Origin of the sequence: Pseudomonas sp. REP124, from assembly GCF_020164475.1 — a bacterium.
In the GTDB taxonomy this organism is placed as follows: Bacteria; Pseudomonadota; Gammaproteobacteria; order Pseudomonadales; family Pseudomonadaceae; genus Aquipseudomonas.
On the sequence record NZ_JAIQWX010000055.1, the window covers coordinates 1 to 22608 of the forward strand.

Annotated in this window: 16 protein-coding genes, 4 tRNA genes and 1 pseudogene; 14 read left to right on the forward strand and 7 right to left on the reverse strand. The window is 61.1% G+C overall.

Annotated features, from left to right (window positions below; translation table 11 throughout):
* Positions 1-33: 33 nt before the first annotated feature.
* Together hrpA and K9857_RS15175 are read left to right on the forward strand one after the other, a co-directional pair.
* Entirely contained in the window at positions 34-3945 is a 3912-nt protein-coding gene (gene hrpA, locus K9857_RS15170; protein ID WP_224537079.1) for an ATP-dependent RNA helicase HrpA, read from the forward strand.
* Positions 3946-4256: 311 nt separating this feature from the next.
* A complete protein-coding gene (locus tag K9857_RS15175) occupies positions 4257-5378 on the forward strand; it encodes a beta-ketoacyl-ACP synthase III (protein WP_224537081.1) in 1122 nt (373 codons plus the stop codon).
* Between the two features lie 243 nt (positions 5379-5621).
* Here K9857_RS15175 and K9857_RS15185 read toward each other — a convergent pair whose 3' ends face one another.
* Positions 5622-6671, reverse strand: a complete 1050-nt coding sequence (locus K9857_RS15185) for a sensor histidine kinase (RefSeq protein WP_224537083.1) — start codon at positions 6669-6671, stop codon at positions 5622-5624.
* Positions 6671-7429, reverse strand: a complete 759-nt coding sequence (locus tag K9857_RS15190; RefSeq protein WP_224537085.1) for a response regulator — start codon at positions 7427-7429, stop codon at positions 6671-6673. Before K9857_RS15190 ends, K9857_RS15185 begins: the two co-directional genes overlap by 1 nt.
* Before the next feature lie 295 nt (positions 7430-7724).
* Here K9857_RS15190 and pyrF point away from each other — a divergent pair, with 295 nt between their 5' ends.
* On the forward strand, positions 7725-8423 hold the full coding sequence (gene pyrF, locus K9857_RS15195; RefSeq protein ID WP_224537086.1) for an orotidine-5'-phosphate decarboxylase: 699 nt from the start codon (positions 7725-7727) through the stop codon (positions 8421-8423).
* 124 nt (positions 8424-8547) lie between these two features.
* Here the strand turns inward: pyrF and K9857_RS15200 are convergent, their stop codons facing one another.
* Complete coding sequence (locus tag K9857_RS15200; protein WP_224537088.1) at positions 8548-9552, reverse strand: NADP-dependent oxidoreductase; 1005 nt, start codon at positions 9550-9552, stop codon at positions 8548-8550.
* 236 nt (positions 9553-9788) lie between these two features.
* On the opposite strand from K9857_RS15200, the gene K9857_RS15205 reads away from it, so the two are divergent.
* The 4 genes and pseudogenes from K9857_RS15205 (at position 9789) to K9857_RS30555 (ending at position 14209) form a co-directional block, all read left to right on the forward strand.
* Positions 9789-10550: an SDR family oxidoreductase gene (locus K9857_RS15205; RefSeq protein ID WP_224537090.1), complete on the forward strand. Its 762-nt coding sequence runs from the start codon at positions 9789-9791 to the stop codon at positions 10548-10550.
* A gap of 230 nt (positions 10551-10780) precedes the next feature.
* Entirely contained in the window at positions 10781-12136 is a 1356-nt protein-coding gene (locus K9857_RS15210) for a PLP-dependent aminotransferase family protein (protein ID WP_224537092.1), read from the forward strand.
* Positions 12137-13153: 1017 nt separating this feature from the next.
* Positions 13154-13300 (forward strand): annotated as a pseudogene (locus K9857_RS30550) (HAMP domain-containing protein); the annotation flags it as partial.
* A gap of 204 nt (positions 13301-13504) precedes the next feature.
* Positions 13505-14209 carry a methyl-accepting chemotaxis protein gene (locus tag K9857_RS30555; protein ID WP_411961572.1) on the forward strand — a complete coding sequence of 235 codons (705 nt, stop codon included), beginning with the start codon at positions 13505-13507 and terminating at the stop codon, positions 14207-14209.
* Between the two features lie 180 nt (positions 14210-14389).
* On the opposite strand, the gene K9857_RS15220 is transcribed toward K9857_RS30555, so the two are convergent.
* On the reverse strand, positions 14390-15148 hold the full coding sequence (locus tag K9857_RS15220; RefSeq protein ID WP_224537095.1) for a hypothetical protein: 759 nt from the start codon (positions 15146-15148) through the stop codon (positions 14390-14392).
* A gap of 388 nt (positions 15149-15536) precedes the next feature.
* Between K9857_RS15220 and K9857_RS15225 the strand changes: the two genes are divergently transcribed.
* The 4 genes from K9857_RS15225 to K9857_RS15240 all read left to right on the forward strand — a co-directional run bounded on the left by K9857_RS15225 (position 15537) and on the right by K9857_RS15240 (position 15949).
* Positions 15537-15612 (forward strand) — tRNA-Glu (locus K9857_RS15225).
* Between the two features lie 2 nt (positions 15613-15614).
* Positions 15615-15690: transfer RNA gene (locus K9857_RS15230), tRNA-Gly, on the forward strand.
* A 104-nt stretch (positions 15691-15794) separates the two neighbouring features.
* Positions 15795-15870: transfer RNA gene (locus tag K9857_RS15235), tRNA-Glu, on the forward strand.
* A 3-nt stretch (positions 15871-15873) separates the two neighbouring features.
* Positions 15874-15949, forward strand: a tRNA-Gly gene (locus K9857_RS15240).
* Positions 15950-16144: 195 nt separating this feature from the next.
* Here the strand turns inward: K9857_RS15240 and K9857_RS15245 are convergent.
* Positions 16145-16771: an alanyl-tRNA editing protein gene (locus K9857_RS15245; RefSeq protein ID WP_224537097.1), complete on the reverse strand. Its 627-nt coding sequence runs from the start codon at positions 16769-16771 to the stop codon at positions 16145-16147.
* 91 nt (positions 16772-16862) lie between these two features.
* Here K9857_RS15245 and K9857_RS15250 point away from each other — a divergent pair, with 91 nt between their 5' ends.
* Entirely contained in the window at positions 16863-17849 is a 987-nt protein-coding gene (locus K9857_RS15250; RefSeq protein WP_224537099.1) for a LysR family transcriptional regulator, read from the forward strand.
* 141 nt (positions 17850-17990) lie between these two features.
* On the opposite strand, the gene K9857_RS15255 is transcribed toward K9857_RS15250, so the two are convergent.
* Together K9857_RS15255 and K9857_RS15260 are read right to left on the reverse strand one after the other, a co-directional pair.
* Positions 17991-18398, reverse strand: coding sequence for a PA2817 family protein (locus K9857_RS15255; protein WP_224537100.1), 408 nt, complete (start codon positions 18396-18398; stop codon positions 17991-17993).
* A gap of 83 nt (positions 18399-18481) precedes the next feature.
* On the reverse strand, positions 18482-20929 hold the full coding sequence (locus K9857_RS15260) for an acyl-CoA dehydrogenase (RefSeq protein WP_224537102.1): 2448 nt from the start codon (positions 20927-20929) through the stop codon (positions 18482-18484).
* A gap of 248 nt (positions 20930-21177) precedes the next feature.
* On the opposite strand from K9857_RS15260, the gene K9857_RS15265 reads away from it, so the two are divergent.
* Both K9857_RS15265 and K9857_RS15270 read left to right on the forward strand, forming a co-directional pair.
* Positions 21178-21837, forward strand: coding sequence for a transglutaminase-like domain-containing protein (locus K9857_RS15265; RefSeq protein ID WP_224537104.1), 660 nt, complete (start codon positions 21178-21180; stop codon positions 21835-21837).
* Between the two features lie 43 nt (positions 21838-21880).
* Positions 21881-22504 (forward strand): glutathione S-transferase family protein, encoded by a 624-nt coding sequence (locus K9857_RS15270; protein WP_224537106.1) that lies wholly within the window; start codon positions 21881-21883, stop codon positions 22502-22504.
* Positions 22505-22608: the final 104 nt, after the last annotated feature.

A 22608-nucleotide genomic window follows, 5' to 3' on the forward strand; every position in this document is an offset into this window, starting at 1 on the left:
TTTGCGCCCCTACACGACCGAATTGCGTACCCGATGACCGAAGAATCGCCCTCCATCGACAAACTGCTGAAAAACCTCGATCACGCCATGCTCGCCGACCGTCACCGGCTGCGGCGGCAGTTGCTTGAGCTGCGCAAGAAACCCGACGAGGCCAAGCTGGCCCAGTGGGTGACGCGCCTGCAGGCGTCCTGCGATCAGGTGCTGGCGCGCAAGGCCAGTCTGCCGGTTATTCGTTACGACGACAGTCTGCCGATTGCCGCCAAGCGCGATGAAATCAAGAAGGCCCTGGAAAAGCATCAGGTGCTGATCATCGCCGGCGAAACCGGCTCGGGTAAAACCACCCAGCTGCCGAAAATCTGCCTGGAAATCGGTCGCGGCCAGCAAGGCCTGATCGGCCACACCCAGCCGCGGCGAATCGCGGCGCGCAGCGTGGCCAGCCGGGTTGCCGAGGAACTGGGCACGCCCCTGGGTGCGCTGGTCGGCTATCAGGTGCGCTTCGAGGATCAGAGCGATGCCAACACCCTGATCAAGCTGATGACCGACGGCATCCTGCTGGCGGAAACCCAGAATGACCGTTTCCTCGAGCGCTACGACACAATCATCGTCGACGAAGCCCACGAACGCAGCCTCAACATCGACTTCCTGCTCGGTTACCTGAAAACCCTGCTGCCGCGCCGCCCGGATCTGAAAGTCATCATCACCTCGGCGACCATCGACCTGGAACGCTTCTCCAAGCACTTCGATGACGCGCCGATTGTCGAAGTCTCCGGCCGCACGTTCCCGGTGGAAACCTGGTATCGCCCGCTGACCCTGGAACAGGACGAAGAGGGCAACCGCGTCGAGGACGACCTGACCGTGGATCAGGCGATTCTCGCCACCCTCGACGAAATCGCCGCGTACGAACGCAGCGAGCGTCGCAGTCCGGGTGACGTGCTGGTGTTCCTGCCTGGCGAGCGGGAGATCCGCGACGCCGCCGACATGCTGCGCAAGGCCCAACTCAAGCACACCGAGATCCTGCCGTTGTACGCGCGACTGTCGCCGGCCGAGCAGCAGCGGATTTTCCAGTCGCATCCGGGGCGTCGCGTGGTGCTGGCAACCAACGTCGCGGAAACCTCGCTGACGGTGCCGGGCATTCGCTACGTGATCGACAGCGGTACCGCGCGCATCAGTCGCTACAGCTACCGCGCCAAGGTCCAGCGCCTGCCCATCGAAGCGGTTTCCCAGGCCAGCGCCAACCAGCGTAAAGGCCGTTGCGGACGGGTCGAACCGGGCATCTGCGTGCGCTTGTACAGCGAAGAAGATTTCCTCGCCCGGCCTGAATTCACCGATCCGGAAATCCTGCGCACCAACCTCGCCGCGGTGATCCTGCAGATGCTCCATCTGCGTCTCGGCGAAATCACTGCGTTCCCGTTCATCGAGCCGCCGGATGGCAAGGCCATCAGCGACGGTTTCAACCTGCTGCAAGAGCTCTCGGCGGTGGATCGCAACAGCCAGCTGACGCCGCTCGGTCGACAACTGGCGCGTCTGCCGGTGGACCCGCGCATGGGCCGTATGCTGCTGGAAGCGGCCAAGCTCGGCAGCTTGCAGGAAGTGCTGATTGTCGCCAGTGCCATGTCGATCCAGGATCCGCGCGAGCGTCCGCCGGAGCGCCAGCAAGCGGCCGATCAAGCCCACGCGCAATGGAAGGATGCCGACTCCGATTTCGCCGGGCTGGTCAATCTGTGGCGCGGCTTCGAGGAGCAGCGCCAGGCGCTGACCGCCAATCCGCTGCGCAACTGGTGCCGCAAGAATTTCCTCAATTACCTGCGTCTGCGCGAGTGGCGCGATTCCCACCGTCAGTTGAGCCTGATCTGCCGCGACCTGCAGTTGAGCCTTAATAAAGAGCCGGCGGATTACACTAAGCTGCACAAGGCGGTGCTGGTGGGGCTGCTCAGCCAGATCGGTCAGAAAACCGAAGACGGCGACTACCTGGGTGCCCGTCAGCGACGCTTCTGGATTCACCCGTCGTCGGGCATCGGCAAGAAGCGCCCGCAATGGCTGATGACCGCCGAACTGGTGGAAACCACCAAGCTCTACGCGCGGATGGTGGCCAAGATCGATGCCGACTGGATCGAGCCGCTGGCCGGGCATCTGATCAAGAAAAACCACTTTGAACCCCATTGGGAGAAGAAGCGCGGACAGGTCGTGGCCTATGAACAGATCACTTTGTTCGGGTTGATCGTGGTCGGTCGCCGCCCGGTGCATTTCGGCCCGGTAGACCCTGTGGTGTCTCGCGAGATGTTCATCCGAGAAGGGCTGGTGCGTGGCGAAATCCAGTCCAAGGCCAAGTGCCTGAGCGCCAATGCGCGGTTGCTGGAGCAGCTCGACGAGCTGGAAGCCAAGGCTCGCCGGCGTGACATTCTCGCCGACGAAGAAACCTTGTATGCCTTCTACGACGCGCGGTTGCCGGCAGAGATTCACCAGACCGCGACCTTCGACAGCTGGTATCGGGTCAACAGCCAGAAGAACCCGCAACTGCTGATCATGCGCGAGGAAGACGTGCTGGCCCGTGAGGCCAGTGAAGTCACCGCCATGCAATACCCGGACACCCTGCACATCGGTGATCTGGAATTGGCCCTGAGCTACCACTTCGAGCCCAACCATCCGCGCGATGGCGTAACCCTGCGGGTGCCGGCGCCATTGCTGCCGATGCTGCCGCCGGAGCGCCTGGAATGGCTGGTGCCGGGGGTGATCGAGGCCAAGTGCATTGCCCTGGTGCGCAACCTGCCCAAGGCCTTGCGCAAGAATTTCGTGCCGGTGCCGGACTTCGTCAAGGCCGCCTTGCAGCGCATGACCTTCGCCGAGGGCTCGCTGCCCCAGGCGCTGGGTCGCGAACTGCTGCGCATGACCGGCGCGCGGGTCAGCGACGAAGCCTGGGCGGAAGCGGCGCAGCAGGTCGAAAGTCATCTGCGCATGAACCTGGAAATCGTCGACGGTCAGGGCAAGTTCCTCGGCGAAGGCCGCGATCTGGCCGAGCTGACCGCGCGTTTCGCCGAAGCCAGCCAGGCCGCATTGGCGGTGCCACAGACCGCGAAAAGCCAGCAGCCGGTGGAGCCGAAGGTGTTTGCCGCGGTGGCGGAGAAAACCCAACAGAAGATCGCCGGGCTGTCGATGACGGTCTATCCGGCGCTGGTGGAAGAAGCGGGCACGGTCAAGGAAGGGCGTTTCTCGACGCCGGCCGAGGCCGAGTTCCAGCATCGCCGTGCCTTGCAGCGTCTGCTGCTGCAACAGCTGGCGGAACCGGCAAAGTTCCTGCGCGGCAAGCTGCCGGGCCTGACCGAACTGGGCCTGCTGTACCGCGACATGGGCCGAGTGGATGCGCTGGTGGAAGACATTCTGCTGGCCAGCCTCGACAGCTGCATTCTCGATGGCGAAGACCCGTTGCCTCGGGATGGCGCGGGGCTGGCGTCGCTGGCCGAGCGCAAGCGCGGCGCCTGGACCGAACACGCCGAGCGTGTAGCGAAGCTGACCCTGGAAATCCTCAAGCTCTGGCACGGCCTGCAAAAGCGCTTCAAGGGCAAGATCGACCTGGCGCAAGCCGTGGCCTTGAACGATATCAAGCAGCAACTCAGCCACCTGGTGTATCCGGGGTTTGTCCGGGAAACGCCGATGCAATGGCTGAAGGAATTGCCGCGCTACCTCAAGGCCATCGAACAGCGTTTTGAAAAACTGGGCTCCCAAGTGCAGAAGGATCGGGTCTGGAGTGGCGAATTGGCCAATCTCTGGACTCAATACCAGGCCCGCGCCAGCAAACACGCCCAGGAAGGCAAGCGCGATCCGCAGCTGGAGCTGTACCGCTGGTGGCTGGAGGAGTACCGGGTGTCGCTGTTTGCGCAGCAGTTGGGGACCAAGGTGCCGATCTCCGACAAGCGTCTGAGCAAGCAGTGGAGCCAGGTAGAGCCCTGATCTGTGTGGGAGCGGGCTTGCTCGCGAATGGGGTGTGTCATTTTGCAAATATGTCGACTGACACGACGCCTTCGCGAGCAAGCCCGCTCCCACACTGGATGGCGTTGTCCTTGCAAAAAGGCGCCAAAACCCACCGTTTATGGCAAACTTCGCGACCATAAACGCCGCATTCGCGACCTGGAGCCTTCTGCTCAGGTCGGATGTCGGAATAAAGCGATGCCAGGTTTGCGTCCCTTCGGATGGGGATGACCCTTTATGTATTGGTACGTCGGTGCCAATGCTTTCTGCCTGAACAGATTAGAGACACGACCATGCATAACGTCGTCATCAGCGGCACCGGCCTGTACACCCCAGCCAACAGCATTTCCAACGAAGAGTTGGTGCAGTCTTTCAATACCTACGTAGCCCAATTCAATGCCGATAACGCCGACGCCATCGCGCGCGGTGAGGTCGAAGCGTTGACCGAGTCGAGCGCTGCATTCATCGAAAAAGCTTCCGGCATCAAGAGCCGCTTTGTCATGGACAAGGACGGCATCCTCGATCCGCAGCGCATGGCCCCGCGTTTGCCCGAGCGTTCCAACGACGAATGGTCGGTGCTGTGCCAGATGGCCATCGGCGCCGCCGAACAAGCCTTGCAGCGCGCCGGCAAGACCGCAGCGGACATCGACGGCGTGATCGTCGCCTGCTCCAACCTGCAACGCGCCTACCCGGCCATCGCCATCGAAGTCCAGGAAGCACTGGGCATCCAGGGTTTCGGCTTCGACATGAACGTGGCCTGTTCTTCGGCGACCTTCGGCATTCAGGCGGCCGCCAACAGCGTCCAGCTGGGCCAGGCCCGGGCGATCCTGATGGTCAACCCGGAAGTCTGCACCGGCCACCTGAACTTCCGTGACCGCGACAGCCATTTCATCTTCGGTGACGCGGCCACGGCGGTGATCATCGAGCGCGCCGACCAGGCGACCTCCAAGTACCAGTTCGATATCGTCAGCACCAAGCTGCTGACCAAGTTCTCCAACAACATCCGCAACAACTTCGGTTTCCTCAACCGCGCCGCGGAAGAGGGCATTGGTGCCAAGGACAAGCTGTTCGTCCAGGAAGGCCGCAAGGTGTTCAAGGAAGTCTGCCCGATGGTGGCCGAGCTGATCGGTCAGCACCTGGAAGAGAACCAGCTCAACGTCAGCGACGTGAAGCGCTTCTGGCTGCACCAGGCCAACCTCAGCATGAACCACCTGATCGTCAAGAAACTGCTGGGCCGCGACGCCACCGAACAGGAAGCCCCGGTCATCCTCGATACCTACGCCAACACCAGCTCCGCCGGTTCCGTGATCGCCTTCCACAAAAACCAGGACGACCTGCCCGCCGGTTCGTTGGCGGTACTCAGCTCGTTTGGTGCCGGTTATTCCATTGGCAGCGTGATTCTGCGCAAGCGCTGATTTTGTGGGAGCGAGCCTGCTCGCGATGGCGGTGTATCAGACAAGGTGATGTTGACTGATCTGACGCCTTCGCGAGCAAGCCACGCTCCCACAGGGTTTTGTGTTGTTCACAAATGCAGCGGTTGACCAATGAACCTGTGGGAGCGGGCTTGCTCGCGAAAGCGGTGTGTCAGGCAAAGATGATGTCGACTGACCTGACGCTTTCGCGAGCAAGCCCGCTCCCACAATGGGCGGCTGTGTGTGTCAGGCCCGCGGCAATCGAATGACCGCCGTCAGCCCGCCACCCGGCGTTTCTTCCAGGCTCAATTGCCCGCACAGCCGTTCCGCCGCCTCACGGGCGATGGTCATGCCCAGGCCGACGCCTCCGGAGTTGCGATTGCGTGACCCTTCCAGGCGGAAGAAGGGTTCGAACACCGCTTCGCGTTGCTCCGCCGCGATTCCCGGTCCATGGTCGATGACCCTGATCAACAGCTGATCGCGATGGTCTTCAAGGGTGATCGACGCGTGCCCGGCATAACGCAGGGCGTTATCCAACAGGTTGTTCACACAGGATCGCAATGCCATCGGCTGAACCAGCAGCGGCACACAGTGACCGCTTGCCTGAACATCGGCCCCCTGATCCTGAGCGTTCTCGCTCAATGACTCCACCAACGCCTGCACGTCCATCAATTGCGGCGCCTCGCTGGTGCGCTGTTCGTGCAGGTAGGTGAGGGTGGCGTCGAGCATGCTGATCATGTCGTCCAGATCCTGGCGCATCTGGCCCTGCAACCTGTCGTCGTCGATCTGCTCCAGCCGCAGCTTGAGCCGCGACAGCGGCGTGCGCAGATCGTGGGACACCGCGCCCAGCATCCGCGAGCGCTGTTTGACTTGCTCGATGATGCGCCGCTGCATCTTGTTGAAAGTGTGCGCCGCCTGCCGCGCTTCCCGGGGGCCGGACTCATCCAGCGGCGGACTGTTGAGGTCCTCGCTAAGGCGCTCGGCGGCATCGCTCAAGCGCTGGATCGGCCGGCTCAGCAACTTGGCCCCATACCAGGCGGCGATGATCAGCGAGATGAATTGAAAGGTCAGCGGCACCAGCGGCCCACCAAACCACGGCCGGGGAGGGTGGTTGACGAAGCGCGGGTCCAGCGGCGGTCGCTTGCCGTCGAAGCCCTCGGAAAATTCCGGTGGAGGCGGCGGAGGCGGCGGGCCGTAATAGTGAAACCAGGCAAAGGCCAGCAGGTGCGCCAGGACAATCGCGATCAGCAAAACGCCAAACAGACGGCCGAACAGCGTATCGAAGCGCCCGCGCATCAACCTATGTCTCGGGCGTCGAACAGATAGCCTTCACCACGCACGGTCTTGATCAATTGCGGTGCCTTCGGATCATCTCCAAGCTTCTGCCGCAGGCGCGACACCAGCAGGTCGATGCTGCGGTCGAAAGCTTCGATCGAGCGCCCGCGCGCCGCATCCAGCAATTGCTCGCGGCTCAGGACCCGGCGCGGACGTTCGATGAACACCCACAGCAGGCGGAGTTCGGCGTTGGACAGCGGTACCACCAGACCATCGGCGGCGATCAGCTGGCGCAGCACGCTGTTGAGGCGCCAGTTGTCGAAACGGATGTTCGCCCGTTGTTCGCTGCGGTCGTCGCGCACCCGGCGCAGAATGGTCTGGATCCGCGCCACCAGTTCACGAGGCTCGAACGGCTTGGACATGTAATCATCGGCGCCCAGTTCCAGACCGATGATGCGGTCGGTGGGTTCGCAGCGAGCGGTAAGCATGAGAATCGGGATATCGGATTCGGCGCGCAGCCAGCGGCACAGCGACAACCCGTCTTCGCCAGGCAGCATCAGGTCCAGCACCACCACGTCGAAATGTTCCGCTTGCAGGGCCTGGCGCATGGCGGCGCCATCGGTGACGCCGCTGGCGTGGATGTTGAAGCGGGCCAGGTAGTCGATCATCAGTTCGCGGATCGGGACGTCATCGTCGACGATCAGCGCGCGAATACTCCAGCGCTTGTCGTCGCCAGGTGATTTTTGCTCGTCGTTCACAGGTGCGTGGAGGTTGTGCATGCGTGCGTTCATCTGTCAGGTTGGCTGCCAACCACAAAGATAGGCCGCGAGGTGTGGTTCCAGCATAGGCGTCCGGCCCGCAGCCGAAAAGCGCTGGGTGGAGGACGTGCTGCGGCTGGAGAGGCTAGCGGACAAGGATGTTGTGGACGTGTCGGTAATGTAACGGGCTCGACACAATTGCCGAAAAGGCTAGTCTTGCCGCAGCGTTCTCGACGATTTACCGATCATCGGGTCCCCCAGCGGCGCTGGTTCCGCTACAATGCGCGCCGATTTCGACTTGCCTGAGAGCCCGCTCATGTCCGCCTGCCAGACTCCTATCATCGTCGCCCTGGATTTCCCCACCCGTGACGCCGCACTGAAGCTGGCCGATCAGTTGGACCCGAAACTGTGCCGGGTCAAAGTCGGCAAGGAACTGTTCACCAGCTGCGCCTCGGAAATCGTCGGCACCCTGCGCGACAAGGGTTTCGAAGTGTTCCTGGACCTCAAGTTCCACGATATTCCCAACACCACTGCCATGGCTGTCAAAGCGGCCGCGGAAATGGGCGTGTGGATGGTCAACGTGCACTGTTCCGGCGGCCTGCGCATGATGGCGGCCTGCCGTGAAGTGCTGGACAAGCGCAGCGGCCCGCAGCCGTTGCTGATCGGCGTGACCGTGCTGACCAGCATGGAGCGTGCGGATCTGGCGGGTATCGGCCTGGATATCGAGCCGCAGGAGCAGGTACTGCGCCTGGCAGCCCTGGCGGAAAAAGCCGGCATGGACGGTCTGGTCTGCTCGGCCCTGGAAGCCCAGGCCCTGAAGTCGGCGCACCCGTCGCTGCAACTGGTGACCCCGGGCATTCGTCCGGCGGGCAGCGCCCAGGACGACCAGCGTCGTATCCTGACCCCGCGTCAGGCGCTGGATGCCGGGTCCGATTATCTGGTGATTGGTCGTCCGATTAGCCAGGCGGCGGATCCGGCACAGGCGTTGGCTTCGGTTGTGGCTGAATTGGCCTGACAACACACTGAGAACCAAATGTGGGAGCGAGCCTGCTCGCGATGCGGTGGCACATTCAACATCAATGTGACTGACAAATCGCAATCGCGAGCAGGCTCGCTCCCACAGTCGTTCAGTTTTAGTTTTAGACCTTCAACACCAACTTCCCGAAATTCTCCCCGCTGAACAACTTCATCAGCGTCTCCGGGAACGTCTCCAGCCCGTCCACGATGTCTTCCTTGCTCTTGAGCTGCCCCTTGGCCATCCAGCCGGCCATTTCCTGCCCGGCGGCGGCGAATTGTGCGGCGTAGTCCATCACCACGAAGCCTTCCATCCGCGCACGGTTGACCAGCAGCGCCAGGTAGTTGGCCGGGCCCTTGACCGCTTCCTTGTTGTTGTACTGGCTGATCGCGCCGCAGATCACCACCCGCGCCTTCATGTTCAGGCGGCTCAGCACGGCATCGAGAATGTCGCCGCCGACGTTATCGAAATACACGTCGACGCCTTTCGGGCATTCACGCTTGAGGCCGGCGATGACGTCTTCGTTCTTGTAATCGATGACGCCGTCGAAACCCAGCTCATCGATCAGGAACTTGCACTTGTCCGCGCCACCGGCGATGCCCACCACGCGGCAGCCCTTGATCTTGGCAATCTGCCCGGCAATGCTGCCCACCGCGCCGGCTGCACCCGACAGCACCACGGTTTCCCCTGCCTTCGGAGCGCCCACGTCGAGCAGGGCGAAGTAGGCGGTCATGCCGGTCATGCCCAGCGCCGAGAGGTAGCGCGGCAGCGGAGCCAGTTTTGGATCGACCTTGTAGAAACCCCGCGGCTCGCCGACGAAATAGTCCTGCACGCCCAACGCACCGTTAACGTAATCGCCCACCGCGAACCCCGGATTGTTCGACGCCACGACTTTTCCTACGCCCAGGGCGCGCATGACTTCGCCAAGACCCACCGGCGGGATGTAGGACTTGCCCTCGTTCATCCACCCACGCATGGCAGGGTCCAGGGACAGGTATTCGTTTTTGACCAGGATCTGACCCGCGGCCGGCTCGCCCACCGGTACTTCCTGATAAGTGAACGTCTCGCGGGTAGCCGGGCCGACCGGGCGTTTGGCGAGCAGGAACTGGCGATTGGTCTGGGTAGTCATGTCAGGCACTCAAGATGAATGAAGCCTTTTAGATAGACCTTCAATGGCGAGGCCGCAAGTTTCGCTGACGCGGCGAATAGGTCTCGATCCAGTGCGGTGATAATTGGTACGGGAGTTCCATCACTGCAACTCATGGGCACTCAACCGGCCTTCTGATAGTGCTGCCGTGCACGGGGATGCTCTGGCTAGACTGGGAAAACAATATCCCTCGCCAACTTTTCCTTGAGGACATAACGATGAGCATGACGTTTTCCGGTCAGGTCGCTGTAGTGACGGGCGCCGCCAATGGTATCGGGCGCGCAACGGCCCAGGCGTTCGCCGCCGAGGGCCTGAAAGTGGTGGTGGCTGACATGGACACCGCAGGCGGCGAGGGCACCGTTGCGCTGATTCGTACAGCGGGCGGCGAAGCGACCTTCGTGCGCTGCAACGTCACTGTGGAAAGCGATGTAAAAAATCTGATGGATGAAGTGGTCAATACCTACGGCCGTCTCGACTATGCCTTCAACAACGCCGGCATCGAAATCGAGAAGGGCAAGCTGGCCGAGGGGACACTCGACGAGTTCGACGCGATCATGGGCGTCAACGTCAAGGGCGTGTGGTTGTGCATGAAGTATCAGCTGCCGTTGCTGCTGGCCCAGGGCGGCGGTGCGATCGTCAACACCGCTTCGGTGGCAGGCCTTGGGGCCGCGCCGAAGATGAGCATCTACGCGGCGTCCAAGCATGCGGTGATCGGCCTGACCAAGTCGGCGGCCATCGAGTACGCCAAGAAGAAAATCCGGGTCAACGCGGTGTGCCCGGCAGTCATCGATACCGACATGTTCCGCCGTGCCTATGAAGCCGATCCGAAGAAGGGCGAGTTCGCCAATGCCATGCACCCGGTGGGGCGCATCGGCAAGGTCGAGGAAATTGCCAGTGCGGTGCTTTACCTGTGCAGCGATGGTGCGGCGTTCACTACCGGGCATTCGTTGGCGGTGGATGGCGGTGTTACCGCGTTCTAATTTCTCCAGCGAACTTCGAACCTGTGGGAGCGGGCTTGCTCGCGAAAGCGGTGGGTCAGCAACATCATTGTTGACTGACACTCCCTCTTCGCGAGCAAGCCCGCTCCCACAGGTTTTTGGGTATGTTTCAGCGGGTTAATCGGCAAGCCTTTAGCGGCGTTGTCTCACATCCCCGCCAGCGCTCCTGTGATTAACTGGTTTCGCACAACCAAACAGGAGTTTGCCTGCTCATGGAATTGAGAATCGATCGACAGGCCATGGTGCCGGTCGTACAGCAAATCGTCGACGCGCTGGTCTGCGGAATCCGTTGCAATCAATTGACCCGCGGTGCGCGTTTGCCTTCGGTGCGGAAAATCGCCCGGGCCAACTTGCTCAACGAGTCCTGTGTCGACCAGGCCTGCGAGCGCCTGGTCGCGCAAGGGCTGCTGGAGTCGCGTCATCGTGGTGACTACATCGTGGCGGCGGCGAATGCGATGGGTGACGCCGAATCAGAACCTGGCCTTTCCTTGTGCGAGTTGCAGCTGGGAGCAGGCAGCCTGCCCGAAAGCTGGCGCGAGCCGGACGACCTGGCTTACGCGATCCGCGAGGTCAGTCGCACCGACATGGCCGGCCTGTTCAACTACAGCTCGGCACTGGGCCTTCCCCGGCTGCGGCAACAGATTCTGAAGAGCCTGAAACCGCTGGACATCAGGGTCGAAGACAGCCGGATCCTGACCACCGCCGGGGCCAGTCAGGGGCTCGATCTGATTGTGCGGACCCTGTTCAAACCGGGCGACTGCGTCGTGGTGGAAAGCCCCGGTTATCCCGTGTTGTTCGAACTGCTCAGACTGCATGGCGTCAGCATGCTGGAGGTGCCGCGCACTCCGTTCGGGCCGGATGTCGCCGCTCTGCAAGCCGGGTTCGAGACGCATCGGCCTCGTGGATTCTTCATCAACAGTTTTCATCACAATCCCACCGGTAGCAGCCTGTCGCCGGAGGTGGCAAAACGCATTCTGGAACTGGCCAGAGCGCATGACGTACAAATAATCGAAGACGACGTCTATGCCGACCTGCACGGCGCTCCCGGCAAGCGCCTCGCCGCGCTGGATGACCGCGTGATCTACGTCGGCAGCTATTCCAAGACCCTCAGCAGCGCCTTGCGTGTCGGCTTTGTCGTGGCCACCGCCCGGACGATCGAGCGACTGGCCGAGGTCAAGAGGATCAGCAGCATGGGCGCTTCGGCCTTCAGTGAATCGGTGCTCGCCTGCCTGCTGGCCAATGGCGCCTACCGCAATTTGGTGCAACGCCAGCGGCATCGCCTGAATCGCGACAGATCGGCACTGTTGCAGCTGCTCGAAGACGCCGAGTGGGAGGTGTTCGGCAAACCGGTCGGCGGTTTGTTTGTCTGGGCGCGACCGCGCATGACGGACTACGCTCAGGTGCGGGCGCAGGCCCGGCGTTTCGGCCTTATGTTGTCATCGTCCACAGCCTTCAGTCCCGGCGGTGCGGTCAATGGCTGGCAGCGCATCAATGTCGCCTGGGCGGGTGATCCTCGCGCCCGGGCATTTTTTCAGGCCACCACTCCGGATCGACCTCAAGCGTTCTGAAAACGACGCGGGCGTAGCTTTTTGCCATTATTCCGGCGCCAGAGTCTTGTGTTGCTCAAGGGCCGTTGCGAATCTGCGTTTATCAATTATGGCGGAGGACCTGGTCCAATGATTTCGGCCGTGCAAGGACGTTTTGCCAACCTGGGTATGGCAAAAAAAATGGGTGTCGGGTTCGTGCTGGTGCTGCTGTTGACCGCTCTGGTGGCGGCCATCGGTGTCTGGTCTTTGCAAAGCATCAGCCAGCGCTTCGACGGGCTCAAGCAGATGTCGTCGCTCAACAGCGAGCTGCTCAAGGTACGTCTGCTGGAGCAGGAATATGCCTTGCACGGCAACCCGAAAACCGTCGACGCCTTGCACGAAGGGGTCGATGGCCTGATTGCACTGGCCGATCAGCTCAAGGCGGACTCCGCGGCCAACGTGCCGGTGATGAACGATGTCCAGCAGTCACTCGGTGCCTACCGCAAGGCATTCGACGAGTTTGTCTCGCTCAGCCAGGCCAAGGATCTGGCGCTGGAAATGGCCAGTTGGTCGGTCTCGAGCGTGGCCAACAATCTGGACGTTTTGCAGTCCGGGTTAGCCGATGACGGGACTTACACGCTCAAGGATTCAAAGGGCGAAGATGGCTCGCAGTTCATCGAGCAGGCCAGTCAGGTCAGCCAGGTGTCGCGGTTGATGCTGCAGGCGATGAACGAAGCACGGGTGCGCTTGGACCAGAGCCGCAAGGGCGATGACAGCGCGGGGCAGGGCAAGATCGAACAGGCCAGCCAGGCATTGGCCCAGGCCGAGCAGCTGAAAACCTCGGTCAAGGACGAGGGTTACCAGACCGTCCTCAATGAAGTGATCGGCCACATCGCCAGTTTCAGTGACAAGCTGACCGAGTACACCGGCTTGCTGGAACAGGAAAAGACCGTCTACCAGCAACTGCATCAACGCGCATCCCAGGTGATGGAGCGGGTCGACCAGGCCTATGTCGCCGAAGACCAGTCGATGCAGGCGGAGCTGAAAAAGAACTCCCTGATGATCATCGGTTCGTCCGCGCTGGCGTTGCTGGTCGGGTTGATTGCCGCCTGGGTGATTACCCGCCTGATCGTGGGGCCGCTGCGTAGCGTGATTCGCGTGGCGCAGCAGATTGCCTCGGGGGATCTGAGTGGCACGGTCGAGGTGAATCGTCGGGACGAGATCGGCCAGTTGATGCAGGCCATGCAGCAGATGGGCGCGGGGCTTTCCCACATCGTCAGCGGTTTGCAGGCTGGCATCGAGCAATTGGCTACGTCGGCGCAGTCGCTGTCGGCGGTGACTGAACAGACCAACCTTGAAGTCAGCAGCCAGAAGGAAGAAACCGAACAGGTCGCCACTGCTATGAACCAGATGACCGCCACCGTGCACGATGTCGCGCGCAACGCCGAGGAGGCGGCCGTGGCGGCGCAGACGGCGGACGGCAAGGTGGAAAGTGGGCAGGTCGTGGTGCGCCAGAGCATGGCGCGCATCGAAAAGCTGGCGGACTCGGCCAGCTCGGCCAGCTCCAGCATCGAAAGCCTCAGCGCGGAAATCCAGAACATCGGCACGGTGCTCGGCGTGATCAAGAGCGTGGCCGAACAGACCAACCTGCTGGCGCTCAACGCGGCCATCGAAGCGGCCCGCGCCGGCGAGCAGGGCAGGGGCTTCGCGGTGGTGGCCGATGAAGTCCGAGCGTTGGCCAAGCGCACCCAGCAATCGACCGAAGAAATCGAACGCCTGGTCAGCGCCCTGCGCTCGGCGGCGCAAACTTCGGTGCAGCAGATCCAGAGCAGCGGCGACCTGGTGAAACTGGCGGTCAGCGATGCCCTGCAAACCGAAAGCGCGCTGGGGAGCATTGCGTCGGCGGTGTCGTTGATTCAACAGATGAACCAGCAGATTGCAGCAGCAGCGGAAGAGCAGAGCTCTGTGGCCGAGGAGATCAATCGCAGTGTCACGAGTATTCGCGCGAGCGCGGATCAGTCTTCACTGGCGATGCAGGGCAATGCGGCATCGAGTATCGAGCTGGCGCAACTGGGGGTTGAATTGAAAGGCATGGTAGGACATTTCAAACTCTGAAACCCCCTGTAGGAGCGAGCTTGCTCGCGATGGTCGTCAACGATAACGCTGGGAACCTGACACCCAGCGGCGCTCTTCAGATCATCGCGAGCATGCTCGCTCCTACAGGGGAGTCAGCAAGATGCAGAAAACAAAATGCCCCGGCTCTTTCGATACGGGGCATTTTTTTTCATCGAATGATCAGTCGTAGATCACCCGCTTCTTCCAATCCGCATCCGCCTCGACGTCCTTGAGACCCTCGGTCAACTGATTCACATCACCTTCCACCGGTGCGATGCGATCCATGACCTGATCGTTGGCGCGAACCAGCAGTCTCTCCAGATACTCCAGCTGTTCAGCATAGGCCTGCGGCTCCTGCTGCTTGCGCAGGTACTGCACGCCACGCTCGAACGCCAGGCGCGCCTGGCCAGGCTGGTTCTGTTGCAGGGCCTGCTGGCCGAGGTTGTTGAAGAACTCGATGTGCAGCAGCACCAGAATGTGGCGCACTTCGCGAATCCAGCGCTTGGCTTCGTTCGGAGGAAGAAAACCGTCATGGGCCGCGCGGGTGATCTGGCCGTGCAGGGCTTCGAGCAGGAAGCGCACGTCCTTGGCCTTGGCTTCGGTCTGGATCGGGGCCGGCGGGTTGTTGACCGGAATCGATTCGCCCTGGCCCACCAGCGCTTCAAGCTCTGCAATGCGTGCCTTGAGGTTGGCGCTGGTCTTTTCCAGGCTCAGCAGGCGTTGGCAGACATTCAATTCCAGGCGAGCCAGCAGCAACTTCAGCGCCGGTGTCATCAACTGGCCGGGGAACGTTTCGGTGAGTTCGCCACAACGACGCAGGCGATCATTGAGTTCAACCTTGGTACGGGCCCTTTCTACCTTATTGTTCTCCACCACATGGTTGATGTAGCCAATGGCGATCAAGAGTGCGATCCCGGCTACGACGAGCAGGGTGATCATGAGTGGTGTCACCGGTAAGACCTCTTCTATTAGGTACGCGTGCGAGTGTATTGGCTTGCCATATAGGCGTCTGGCGCCACCCGACGAGCTGGATCAATGGGGTTACGCCTGTATCGACCGTAGACCTGCTTTTTGAATGCTGGCACATACTTGGCAAGTTGCCATCATTCATGGTCGTCGACTATAGCGCCTTGGCGGGTGCCAGAATATAGGCGTCAAACACCGGTCGACGGAAAAACCGGATCGGGGCTGAAAAGCGGGTCCAAGTCATTGATTTAAAAAAATTTATAACAGGGGGTTGACGACCCTTCAAACCATCCATAGAATGCGCGCCACTTGCAGCGTAAAGCACACAGCGAAACGAAGCAGGGAGCGAATGTTGTAGCGTGTCCCCTTCGTCTAGTGGCCTAGGACACCGCCCTTTCACGGCGGTAACAGGGGTTCGAGTCCCCTAGGGGACGCCAATGCGGGAATAGCTCAGTTGGTAGAGCACGACCTTGCCAAGGTCGGGGTCGCGAGTTCGAGTCTCGTTTCCCGCTCCAATTTTAAACAGCGTTGCTTTCGGGCAGGGCTGAGTGAAACCAGAACCAAGTCTTCGGATGCGGATCTGGACACCGAAACACACACCATGTGTTCCGGGTAGCGTGTCCCCTTCGTCTAGTGGCCTAGGACACCGCCCTTTCACGGCGGTAACAGGGGTTCGAGTCCCCTAGGGGACGCCATTTGCGGGAATAGCTCAGTTGGTAGAGCACGACCTTGCCAAGGTCGGGGTCGCGAGTTCGAGTCTCGTTTCCCGCTCCAAATTAAACAAAAACGCCGCTCATTGAGCGGCGTTTTTGTTCGTCCGCGATTTATGCGATCCGAAAAAAGGCCCGCCAGTCTGACTGGGCGGGCCTTTTGGCGTGGTTGCCAGGTAAAAAATGCAGGTGTCCAGCGTCAAGCGATGCCGGCAGCGGCATCGTCCTGCCGCTCGGTTCTTTAGCTCGGTTCTGTAGCTCAGTCCACGTGATAGTGGACCGACAGGATCCCTTTCTTGTGCGAAAGGGAGTCGATCGTGACCGTGCCCAAATCCTTCAGGCTACGAACATGGGTGCCGCCGCAACCATAGGCGGGCAGTTCACCAAAACCGATTTCCCGGGCGCCTTCGCGCAGAGACGTCAGGCGTGGCAGATCCTGGTCGACCCACTGTGCAAGGCCATTCTGCAAGGTCTGTGCATCTACATCTTGTGCAGAGTCGCTTGGTTTGAATTGCACCCGTGACTCGCCCGGCCAGTGATGCGCCTTGACCGGCATCCAGCCCAGAGCCTGGATGAAGTGACCGATCAAGTGGCCGGCCGAATGCAGGCGTGTGTTGGATTGGCGACGTTGCGCGTCGACGCGGATCTGCGTCATGCCGAGGTTCACCGGACGGTCGACGTAATGGACGATCCGCTCGGGATCCTGCATCACCCGCAGTACCCGGCTTTCGCCAATCCAGCCGGTGTCAAAGGGTTGTCCGCCGCCCTGAGGGTGGAACAGCGTGGCGCGCAACACCACGGCGAACTCTTGCTCGTGGGACGTGCATTCCAGGATTTCCACGTTGGCCTTGAGGTCGTCACTGTGGAAAAAGAGGCGAAGCGTCATGTTGCAAACTCACAAAAATGTTTCTGATTTTTATTATATGAAGCGTGTTGGTGCGTGATAATCCGGTCAAACATCAAAGGACTGTTGCGTCGTGAGCATAAATCTACCGCTGCCGCTGCTCGGTGAAATGGCGATATTCGTCAAGGTTGTCGAGACCGGCAGCTTCTCCGAAGCGGCCCGCCAAATGGGTTCTTCACCCTCGGCAGTCAGTCGCAGTATTTCGCGACTGGAGAAAGCCTTGGCCATTCGTCTGCTGCAAAGGACCACGCGCAAATTGCGCTTGAGCGACGGCGGCGAGGAAGTGTTCAAGCGCTGTCAGGAGATGGTCAGCGCTGCCCGCTCGGTGATGGAAATCAGTGGTCAGTTCAGTGAGGAGGCGGAAGGGTTGGTGCGGATCAGCGTGCCCAAGGCCGTCGGGCGCTTCGTGATTCACCCGCACATGCCGGAGTTTCTGCGTCGTTACCCCAAAGTGGATGTGGAGTTGCTGCTCGAGGATCGTCAGGTGGACTTGATCGATGACAATGTCGACCTCGCGATTCGCATCACCGACCGCCCGCCTGCGGGGTTGGTGGGGCGGCAACTGCTGACCATAGACCATATGCTCTGCGCCACACCGCAGTATCTGGCAGAGCACGGGACGCCAACTCATCCCCATGACCTGCTCAATCACAGTTGCATCTACCTGGGCGAAACCCCGAGCGATGCGCGCTGGAAATTCAAGAAGGGCACCAAGGTGGTGACGGTGGGCGTGCGCGGGCGTTATGCCGCCAATCACACCGGGGTTCGACTGGGGGCGGTGCTGCAGCACATCGGGATTGGCAGCCTGCCGTACTTCACCGCACGGCATGCGTTGGAGCAGGGGTTGATGGTGCAGGTGCTGCCGGACTGGACTTTCCTTGCGTCGTATCACGGCGGTGCATGGTTGCTGCATTCGCCGACGCGCTACCTCCCGCCGAAGTTGCGGGTGTTCATCGATTATCTGGTGGAGTGTCTGGAGAAGGAGCCGACGTTGAGCAAGCCGGGGAAATCGGGTGGGGCGGCAGAGTATGAGCTGCCAGAGAGTGACGGGATGTTTTGACGGGCCTCTACGTGGGCAAGCCTCGCTTCTACAGATCACGTAAAACCCTGTAGGAGCGAGGCTTGCCCGCGAAGGCGTTTTTCAGCCAAAAAAAGGCCCGCATGAACAACCATGCGGGCCTTTTGCTTTACCTGGTCCGGATCAGTGCTTGCTGTCCTGATTCGACAGCGCCAGCAGCTGCTTTTCCTGATTCCAGTCGAAAGGTTCGTCGTTCTGTTCGGCTTCGAAGCGACGTTCTTCCAGAGCCTGGTACAGGTCGATTTCGTCATCGGGCATGTAGTGCAGGCAATCGCCGGCGAAGTACCACAGCAGGTCGCGCGGAACCAGGTGGGCGATTTGCGGGTAGCGGGTGATGATCTGGCACAGGATGTCCTGGCCCAGGTACTGGCTTTCGATCGGGTCGACCGGCAGCAGGGCACGCAGTTCGTCGAAGCGCTCCAGGAACAAGGCATGGCTTTCTTCGGGAACCTGGTCGGCCTCACCCACGGCGACCAGGATGCTGCGCAGGTGGTCGAGCAAAACGAGATGATCGGCAACGATGTTGGACACGAGATAAGTCCTCAAGAGCAAAACGGGCGCGGGAGTATAAAGCCCCCGCGCCCATTTTTATACGCCGTACCGGCTCGGCTGGATCAGCGGATCCGACCTTGGGCCAGTGCCAGTTCCTGTTTGTCGAAGTCATCGACGTCGATCACCTTGCGCCGCGCCGCTTCCGCCTCCCGCAGGGTTTGCGCCTCCACCGGCTGCAACACGCCGGCTTCCAGCGCGGTATCGATGACATGTTCACCGGCGACCGGCCTGACTTGGCCGCTCTTGAGCGCCACATGCAGTTTTTTCTGCAACGGCTGCGCTTCGTTCAACAGGTCGCAGGCATGTTGCAGGGCGCCGACCGCATCGTCGTTCGATTGCGGGCGGTAGCAACCCTGAAGCAGTTCTTCCAGAGCCGGATCGCCCTTGGCGCGTCCGATCACCGCCGCGACCGCCGCGCCGAGCTTGTCCGACGGCCCTTTGTGGCGACGACCGAACGGGAACACGATCACTCGCAGCAGGCACGCCATCACCCTGTTCGGGAAATTGTTCAGCAGTTCATCCATCGCGCGTTCGGCCTGGCCAAGGCTTTCCTCCATGGCCCAGATGAACAGCGGCTCCATGTGCTCCGGCGTGTCGAGGTCGTTGTAGCGCTTGATCGCGGCGCTGGCCAGATACATGTTGCTCAGCACATCACCCAGTCGAGCCGACAGGCGTTCGCGACGTTTCAGTTCGCCGCCCAGCAGCATCATGCTGAGATCTGCCAGTAGCGCGAACGCCGCTGCCTGACGGTTGAGGGCGCGGAAGTAGCCTTGGCTGAGGCGGTCGCCCGGCAGGTGTTCCAGATGACCGAAACCGAGGTTCAATACCAGGGTGCTGGCAGCGTTGCCCACGGCAAAACCGATGTGCTTGAGCAGCAGGCCATCGAACTCGGTGAGTGCCTGATCCTTGTCCTCGCGACCCGCCAGGGCCATTTCCTTGAGCACGAAAGGATGGCAGCGAATCGCACCCTGGCCGAAGATCATCAGGTTGCGCGAGAGAATGTTAGCGCCCTCGACCGTGATGAAAATCGGCGCACCACACCATTTGCGGGCCAGGTAATTGTTCGGCCCTTCGATGATCGCCTTGCCGCCGTGCACGTCCATCGCATGGCTGATGCACTCGCGGCCGCGCTCGGTCAGGTGGTACTTGAGAATGGCCGACAGCACCGACGGTTTTTCGCCCAGATCCACCGCGTTGGCGGTCAGCATTCGCGCGGCGTCCATCATCCAGGCGTTACCGCCAATGCGCGCCATGGACTCCTGAATGCCCTCGAACGCCGCGATCGGCACATTGAACTGCTCACGAATCTGCGCGTATTGCCCGGTCACCAGGCTGGTGAACTTGGCCATGCCGGTGCCCACCGCCGGCAGGGAAATCGAGCGCCCGACCGACAGGCAATTCATCAGCATCATCCAGCCCTTGCCGAGCATATCCTGGCCGCCGATGAGGAAGTCCAGCGGCAGAAACACGTCCTTGCCGGAGTTCGGGCCGTTCATGAACGCGGCCCCCAACGGCAGATGGCGGCGACCGATGTTTACGCCGGGGGTGTCGGTTGGCACCAGGGCCAGACTGATGCCCAGATCTTCCTTGTCACCCAGCAAATGGTCCGGGTCATAGGCCTTGAACGCCAGACCGAGAAGGGTGGCCACCGGGCCGAGAGTGATATAGCGCTTTTCCCAGTTCAGGCGCAGGCCGAGGGTCTCCTGGCCTTCCCATATTCCTTTGCAGATGATGCCGGTGTCGGGCATGCCGCCGGCGTCGGAGCCGGCAAGTGGTCCGGTCAGCGCGAAGCACGGAATCTCATCACCCCGGGCCAGACGCGGCAGGTAGTGGTTGCGTTGCTCGTCGGTGCCGTAGTGCAGCAACAGTTCGGCAGGGCCCAGGGAATTGGGGACCATCACGGTGGAGGCGAGGTCGCCGCTGTGGCTTGCCAGTTTCATTGCCACCTGCGAGTGGGCGTAGGCGGAAAAGCCCTTGCCGCCAAACTCCTTGGGAATGATCAGGGCGAAGAAGCCGTTGTCCTTGATGAAGGTCCAGGCCTGCTCTGGCAGGTCCATGGTTTGCCCGAGCTCCCAGTCGCTGACCATGGCACAGAGTTCTTCGGTCGGGCCATCGATAAAGGCCCGTTCTTCCTCGTTCAGTTGTGCCACGGGATAGGACAGCAACTTGTTCCAGTCCGGACGCCCGCTGAACAGTTCGCCGTCCCACCACACGGTGCCGGCTTCGATGGCGTCGCGTTCGGTTTGCGACATGGGCGGCAGGGTTTTCTGGAACCAGTTGAACATCGGCGCGCTGAAGAATTTGCGTCGCAGATCGGGCAGCAACAGAGGGGCTGCCACCGCAGCGAGCAGGACCCAGAAAATCAACAACAACCAACCCGGCGCGCGGCTGAGAGCGCCCATGGCCAGCAGGTAGACAGCCACCATGCCCAAGGCAGGCAGCGGGGCGATACGACGGTGGGCTAAATAAGCTATCCCGACAACCAGAACCAATATCCACAACAGCAGCATATTTAATCCTCCGTGAAACCAGGGCAAACCAACCCCAAGAGCTTAGACGGCATCCGCGAAACGGGGTGGGCAGAGCGAGGTGACTGAATTCGTAGGAAACCTACGATGATTGTGTAGGCCCGAGGAGCGTCGGACCGTGAAAGATCGTTCATTGAGCGGGCGCCAAAGCGTCCACATTTGGCCGAAACGTCGTTATCTCTGTGCTGAACCTCTCGCTAGACTCGGGACTCGTCAAGGAGATAGCCCGCATGCACGAGTACCTGAGTCCCGGCCGCTTCACCGATAGTGACCATCCTTCGGTGGTGGAGTTCGCCGAAAAACATCGTGGCGCCAGTCGCGATCCCATCGAGCAGGCCATCAGTCTCTATTACGCCGTGCGCGAGGCGGTGCGCTACAACCCTTATTCGTTCAGCCTCGATCCGCAGACCCTGCGCGGCAGTCATGCCCTGGCCACCGGAGAGAGTTATTGCGTGCCCAAGGCCACGCTGCTGGCCGCTTGTGCGCGACATTGCGCGATACCGGCGCGGATCGGCCTGGCGGATGTGCGCAACCATCTGTCGACGCCGCGCCTGCTCGAGTTGCTCAAGAGCGATGTGTTCGCCATGCACGGCTACACCGAGCTCTATTTGAACGGTCGCTGGGTCAAGGCCACGCCGGCGTTCAATGAGGGATTGTGCGAGCTGTTCAACGTCGCGCCGCTGGAGTTCGACGGTATTAATGACAGTGTTTTTCACCCCTTCAATCGCGACGGCGAGAAGCTGATGGAGTACCTGGTCGATCACGGCCAGTTCACCGACGTCCCCGAAGCTTTCTTCTTCGAACATCTGCGCCAGTGCTATCCGCACCTGTTCGGTGAGCATTTGCAACCGTTGCTCGGTGACATGCAGAGCGATTTGAGTCGCGCCTGATCCGGCGTATGCTGCCTGCGCATTCATCAATCGAGAGGCGGTCATGCTGAAGATCTGGGGTCGGAAAAATTCGTCGAATGTAAGGAAACCTTTATGGGCCGCCGAAGAACTCGGTCTGGCGTATGAAGCCATCGATGCGGGCGGAGCCTTTGGTGTCGTCGACACACCCGAGTACCGCGCCATGAACCCTAATGGCCGCGTCCCGGTCATCGAAGACGAAGGTTTCGTGTTGTGGGAATCCAACGCCATCGTTCGTTATCTGATGGCAAAACACGCAGCGTATACCCCGTGGTACCCCACCGATGTGCAAGCACGGGCCATTGCTGACAAGTGGATGGACTGGACCACCTCCAGTTTCGCCGGCCCGTTCCGTACCGTGTTCTGGGGTGTTTTGCGCACCCCGGCCGATCAACAGGACTGGCCTGCCATCAAGGCTGCGATCAAAGAGTGCGACGCTTTGCTGGCGATGGCAGATCAGGCGCTGGCCGAGAAACCCTGGCTGTCGGGCGACGAGATCGGCATGGGCGACATTCCTCTGGGCAGCTTCATTTATGCCTGGTTCGAGATGCCGATCGAACGCGCACCGCAGCCTCATCTCGAGGCCTGGTACGCACGCCTGAAACAGCGACCGGCTTATCACAAGGCAGTCATGACCGCGTTGACTTAATACTCACTATCGACACACTTGACTGTACTTGTGTGGCGGCGACAAGCACCATTGTGCTACCGCGCTGCGGTTGCATGGTCCGCCGCCCGCTCACACTTTTTTCT